Here is a 6,111-nt window from a genome sequence, read left to right on the forward strand (position 1 = left end):
ACGAAAAGTCATGACCAAGAACAAACAAAGGTCCGTCTCAGGAACGAGCGGGCAGGAGGAAAGACGATGCGTATCTTTATGAAAGCAGCTCGTGCGGCGATGGCTTCCATCGCGATTCTGGCGGGCACTGCGGCGTTCGCCCAGGACATCACGATCGCCGTGGTGCCGAAAGTGGCCGTGCCGTTCTTCGACGACTGCAACACCGGCGCGAAGACTGCCGCCAATGCTCTGGGTGTCAGCTACCAGTGGGTCGTCCCGCAAAACACGCAGGGCGCGACCCAAGTCAAGATCATCGAAGATCTGATCGCCCGCCAGGTCAACGGCATCGCCATTTCGGTGAACGAGCCGAAGTCGGTCGAAGGCGTGATCAAGCAAGCGATGCATGCCGGCATCAAGGTCGTGACCTTTGACAGCGACAGCGCCAAAAGCGGCCGCAGCATGTACATCGGCACGATCAACAAGCAGGCCGGCGTGACGATGGGCAACTCGATGGCCAAGGCGCTGGGTGGCAAGGGCAAGATCGCCATCGTGACCGGGCAGCTTGGCGCATCCAACCTGAACGAGCGTATCGACGGCGTGAAAGAAGCGCTGACTGCCTACCCAGGAATCGAGATCGTTGCCGTCGAAGGCACTGAAGACGACCTCGCCAAGGCCGTCTCCGTGACCGAAGCGCTGCTGCGCGGTCACCCGGACCTGGCTGGCATCTTTGGCATGAGCCAGGTCGGTGGTCCGGCTGTGGCCAAGGTTCTTGCCGAGCAGGAATTTGCAGATCGCAAGGGCAAGGTGGCTGTCTTCGCCTTTGATGACCTGCCGGACACCATCAAGGGTGTGAAGGACGGCTACATCAACGGCATCATGGTGCAGCGTCCCGTGACCATGGGCAAACTGGCCGTCGAACATCTCGTTGCCCAGGTCAAGGGCAAAGAGACCGAAAGCAAGGACATCGATACCGGCGTGACCGTCGTGAACGCTGACAACCTCGGCAGCTATACGAAGTAAATAAGCTGTCGAGTGGGGCGAAGCTGTCTCCCGGCTTCGCCCCTTTTTTACGAAAGCTGAGGCGATCATGTCCCACTTCCTTGAAATGCGCGGCATCGCCAAGACGTTTCCCGGCGTCAGGGCGCTGAACAGGGTCGATCTCCAGCTGGCGCGTGGCGAGGTGCATGTGCTCGCCGGCGAGAATGGGGCCGGAAAGAGTACCTTGATGAAGATCATGACCGGCGTATATCGCGCCGATCCGGGAGGGGTGATCCGTGTCGATGGCCAAGAGGTGGTGATCAGGGATCCCGTTCACGCCAGCGCACTGGGGATCAGCATCATCTATCAAGAGCTGGCGGTGGTGAACAACCTGACCGTGGCCGAAAACATCTACCTTGCACGCGAACCGCTTGGCGCGGGCGGGCTGATCGACAGCCGCAAGATGAACGCCGATGCCAAGGCCGTGCTGGCCGAACTGGACATGAACATCGAGCCGACGACAAAGGTCGGCAATCTCAGCATCGGGCAAAAGCAGATGGTCGAGATTGCGCGCGCGATTTCCTATCGCTCAAAGCTGATCATCATGGACGAACCGACTGCCTCCCTCAGCCACCACGAGGCATCGACGCTAATGCGGATGGTGCGCAAGCTGGCTTCGCAGAACGTCGGTGTGGTCTATATCTCGCACCGACTGGACGAGATTTTCGAGATCGGCGATCGCGTGACCGTCTTGCGCGACGGCGAAACCGTCGACAGCCGCCTGATTGGCGACATGACGCGGGACATCCTCGTGCGCAAGATGGTCGACCGCGACATGTCGCAGCTTTTCGGAAAACACAACTCGCACGCCACCAAGGACGTGCTGCTATCCGTACGAGGCCTCGGGCTGAAGCGGCCCACCTCGCGCGGGGCGCGGGTGGCGGATGTCAGTTTCGATCTGCACAAGGGCGAGGTGCTGGGTTTCTTCGGGCTGGTCGGCTCCGGTCGGACCGAGATCATGGAAATGATCTTCGGCAGCCGCCCCAGCGTCGGCGAAATCCGGGTCGAGGGGCAGACGGTCTCCATTCGCGAGCCTTCGCAGTCCATCGACCTCGGCATCGGTTTCGTGACCGAAGACCGCAAGGAAATGGGCCTCGTCCTGGGCATGTCAGTGCGCGAGAATTTCAGCCTGACGCACCTGTCGGATTACTGCACGATGGGCGTGGTGCAACGCAAGCGCGAGACGAACGCCTGCCTTGCCTATATCCGCTCGCTGGGGATCAAGACACCGTCGCCCGAAAAGAAGTTGCTGACCCTGTCGGGCGGCAACCAGCAGAAGGTCGTGATCGCCAAGTGGGTGGCGCGCAAGCCACGCATCCTGATCGTCGACGAACCGACGCGCGGCATCGACATCGGCGCCAAAGCTGAGGTGCACGCCCTGCTCAACCGGCTGGCCGAGGATGGGATGTCGATCATCGTCGTCTCTTCCGACCTGCCCGAGGTGCTTGCCATCAGCGACCGCGTGGTCGTCCTGAAGGAAGGGCGCATCACCGGCATTCTCGACCGCGAAGACGCGACGCAGGAGCGGGTCATGCTGGCGGCTACGGGCTGATCCAGCTAAAGCACGTCGCGTCGAAACGGATTCGAGCAACGCGCATTAAGCCTTTGTTTTTATGCATGTCGTTTTCCCAAAACCGCTGCACACTTTTGGGCGACATGCATTAGGTGACTGATTACGAACTGCCTGACGAATTATCAAATCGACGGAGACTGAGCATGACGAAACGCATCATTTTCACCGGCGGCACCGGCAAGGCCGGTCGCCATGCCGTGCCGCATCTTCTTGCCAAAGGCTATTCGGTCCTCAATGTCGATCTGAAGCCGTTCGATCATCCGGGCGTCAACACCCTGATCACCGACATCACCGATGGCAGTCAGGTGTTCAACGCGCTGACCACGCATTTCGGCTTTGACGGCTACAATGACGGTGCTCCGCCCAAGGCCCCCGATGCGGTCGTGCATTTCGCTGCCGTGCCGCGAGTGATGATCAACCCGGACAACACGACCTTCTCCGCCAACACCGTTGGCACCTACAATGTGATCGAAGCGGCGATGAAGCTGGGCGTTCGCAAGGTCATCATCGCCAGCTCCGAAACGACCTACGGCGTCTGCTTTGCCGAAGGCGATAAGGACTACCATTCTTTCCCGCTGGAAGAAGATTATGACAACGACCCGATGGACAGCTATGGCCTGTCCAAGCTGGTCAACGAAAAGACCGCCCGCGCCTTTGCGATGCGCTACGGCGCGGACATCTATGCGCTGCGCATAGGCAACGTGATCGAGCCGCATGAATACGTGAACTTTCCAGGCTACCTCGACGATCCGATGTGCCGCAAGCGCAATGCCTGGAGCTATATCGATGCCCGCGACCTGGGTGAGATCGTGCATCTGTGTCTGGAAAAGGACGGACTTGGCTTTCAAGTATTCAACGCAGTGAACGATACCATCACCGCCGACCTGCCCACGGCGGAATTCCTTGCAAAATACTGTCCGAACACCCCGGTCACCCGTCCGATGGGCCGGGACGAGGCGCCGCTGTCCAACCGCAAAATCCGTGAGGTTCTGAATTTCAAGGAAGCGCACCCGTGGCGCAACTACGTCAAGCGCTGACCTTTACAAGCAAGGGGCGGCTGCGCGTCGCCCCTTGTACCTTCGGGCACAAAATGAATGTACAACCCCGCTTGCATCGTGGCATCACAAGCGTTCAACCGCGGTCTGAATGCTGCCTCCGCACAAGAGGATTCCGTTGACGAAGACCAGGCAACGCCTTCAGGAAAAGAAAAGCAAGGTGACGGTCCACGAGGTGGCGCGTCTGGCCGGCGTCAGTGAATCGACCGTGTCGCGGATCATGCGGAATCAGGGACTGGTTGCGGAAGCGACCCGCGCCAAGGTGATGGAAACCGTTCGCAGCCTTGGTTACGTGCCCAACCGCATCGCTGGATCGCTGGCATCGCTGGATTCGCAGCTGGTCGGCGTCGTGGTGCCGTCGCTGTCAAACATTGTCTTTCCCGAGGTGTTGCAGGGCGTCAGCGCCGGGCTGAAATCGTCGAACTACCAGGCAGTCATCAGCATCAGCGACTATGACATGGACCGCGAGGAAACGCTGGTGCGCGGGTTGCTTGCGTGGCAACCTGCGGCGATCCTGATCGCAGGCTTCGATCATACCATGGCTACCCGTCGCATGCTGGACCAAAGCGGCGTGCGCGTGGTCGAGATGATGGATATAGACAGCGCCCCAATCGACATTGCCGTCGGCATGTCGCACCGGCGTGCGGGCTATGCGGTGGGTCAGCACCTGATCGCGCGCGGATACCGGCGGTTTGGCTATGTCGGACATGACTGGACCGCCGACCGTCGTGCGCGGCTGCGCTATGACGGCCTGTGCGAAGCCCTTGGCCAGGCAGGGCTGTCGTTCGTTGCCCATGCCATCGCCGATGGCCAGAGTTCCGTCGCTGCGGGACGGAAACAGACGGCGCAACTCTGCGCCACCTCATCGGTCGATGTCGCAGTCTATTCCAACGACGACATGGCGGTGGGCGGCATATTTCACTGCCTCGCAGCGGGCATCAGGGTGCCGGACAGACTGGCGATCTTCGGCTTCAACGGTCTGGATATCGGGCTGGAATTGCCGCAGCCCCTGTCCACCATGCGTTCGAACCGTTTCCTGATTGGGCAAAAAGCGATTGAGGCAATCCTTCTGGCCCCTGAACGCCCCGAGACACCGTCAATCATCGACACCGGATTTGAGATCTTCGCCGGGGCTACGGCCTGACCCGGCAGCATTAGCCAAGGAAACCGATCATGCATGCCGCACTTGCCAAGGGCTCGACTGCCGTCGTCACCGGCGGGGCATCGGGAATCGGCCTTGCTGCGGCACGGTATCTGGCGCGTGCGGGGCTTCGGGTCTGCATTGCCGATTGCGACGCAGGCCGGATCGCGACGGCACGCCAGATCGTGATCGCAGACGGGGCCGCCCCGGGCGACGTAATCGGGGTGCCGACCGATGTCGCCGACAAGACACAACTGAGCGCGCTAGCCGATCAGGCCTTTGCTGCATTCGGGGCGGTGAACGTACTGATGAACAACGCCGGCATACAGCCTGGCAGCGACATCTTCGATGCGGCAAACAACTGGGACCGCATCCTTGATGTGAACATGTTCGGCGTGATCCGGGGCGCCCAGATTTTTGCCCCGCGCATGATCGCGTCGGGCCAGCCTGGCCTGATCATCAACACCGGGTCCAAGCAGGGCATCACCACGCCCCCAGGCGATCCTGCCTACAACATCTCGAAAGCCGGCGTGAAAGTATTCACCGAGGCGTTGCAGCACACCCTGCGCAACACCCCCGGCCAGCAAGTAGAGGCGCGGCTGTTCATCCCCGGCTTCGTCTTCACCTCCCTGACCGCACATGGCCGCACCGAAAAGCCTGCAGGGGCATGGACGCCCGAACAAACCGTCGATTTCCTGTTCCAGTCGGTCGAACGCGGCAACTTCTACATCTTGTGCCCCGACAACGAAGTGGATCGCGCCACCGACGAAAAGCGCATCCACTGGGCAGCAGGCGACATAGCCGAGAACCGTCCACCCCTGTCGCGCTGGCACCCCGACTTTGCCGACGCCTTCAAGGAATGGCTTAGTTCCTGAGTGCCGCCATGGGAATATCCGAGCTTGGCATTCCACAAGGCACACTACCCTTGACTTGCGTCAACTCCGAGCAATCCCGCCCGATCTTGCTCCGGAACACATAAGAGGCTGGACCGGCAGCTCAAAGTGAGTTTGGAAACGTGCGTGAAGGCATCATGGTCGCACGTGGGACCACGCATGCCAAGACTTGAGCGCGGTCCTTTGCCGGATGTCAGCTTCAGCCAGATGTGTTTCCCAAGCGGACCAGCAGATATCGGCCCAAGGCAGTCGGGCGGCAATGCGCTTACGTCAGTCATTTAACCGACTATGGCGGCGTTCCAGAAGCGGACATCCGAGCGCCTAGTGGCACTGCACAGGGATTATGACTCTTTGGCGGTGGGCTTTGGATAGGCTTTGGCCAATTTGAGGCGGGCCTGTTCGGTCGAGAACATCCAGTTGATGCGGGCGCCG

5 protein-coding genes are annotated in these 6,111 nt (G+C 60.5%); all 5 read left to right on the forward strand.

The genetic code is table 11. The features are described 5' to 3' along the window. The first annotated feature begins 66 nt into the window (after positions 1-66). The 5 genes from RFN28_RS24375 (at position 67) to RFN28_RS24395 (ending at position 5,661) form a co-directional block, all read left to right on the forward strand. Positions 67-999, forward strand: a complete 933-nt coding sequence (locus RFN28_RS24375; RefSeq protein ID WP_320289764.1) for a sugar-binding protein — start codon at positions 67-69, stop codon at positions 997-999. 85 nt (positions 1,000-1,084) lie between these two features. Then, a complete protein-coding gene (locus tag RFN28_RS24380) occupies positions 1,085-2,569 on the forward strand; it encodes a sugar ABC transporter ATP-binding protein (protein ID WP_320289773.1) in 1,485 nt (494 codons plus the stop codon). 164 nt (positions 2,570-2,733) lie between these two features. Then, complete coding sequence (locus RFN28_RS24385; RefSeq protein WP_320289765.1) at positions 2,734-3,627, forward strand: NAD-dependent epimerase/dehydratase family protein; 894 nt, start codon at positions 2,734-2,736, stop codon at positions 3,625-3,627. A gap of 136 nt (positions 3,628-3,763) precedes the next feature. Then, on the forward strand, positions 3,764-4,789 hold the full coding sequence (locus RFN28_RS24390) for a LacI family DNA-binding transcriptional regulator (protein ID WP_320289766.1): 1,026 nt from the start codon (positions 3,764-3,766) through the stop codon (positions 4,787-4,789). Positions 4,790-4,818: 29 nt separating this feature from the next. Next, a complete protein-coding gene (locus RFN28_RS24395; protein WP_320289767.1) occupies positions 4,819-5,661 on the forward strand; it encodes an SDR family NAD(P)-dependent oxidoreductase in 843 nt (280 codons plus the stop codon). Positions 5,662-6,111 lie beyond the last annotated feature (450 nt).

The organism is Mesorhizobium album (genome assembly GCF_033977205.1).
GTDB classification, from domain to species: Bacteria; Pseudomonadota; Alphaproteobacteria; order Rhizobiales; family Rhizobiaceae; genus Mesorhizobium; species Mesorhizobium album.

Bases quoted from the DNA above. Each gene is read 5' to 3' on its own strand.
- RFN28_RS24375 (WP_320289764.1), top strand. From the start codon at position 67: ATGCGTATCTTTATGAAAGCAGCTCGTGCGGCGATGGCTTCCATCGCG.
- RFN28_RS24385 (WP_320289765.1), top strand. From the start codon at position 2,734: ATGACGAAACGCATCATTTTCACCGGCGGCACCGGCAAGGCCGGTCGC.
- RFN28_RS24395 (WP_320289767.1), top strand. From the start codon at position 4,819: ATGCATGCCGCACTTGCCAAGGGCTCGACTGCCGTCGTCACCGGCGGG.
- RFN28_RS24380 (WP_320289773.1), top strand. From the start codon at position 1,085: ATGCGCGGCATCGCCAAGACGTTTCCCGGCGTCAGGGCGCTGAACAGG.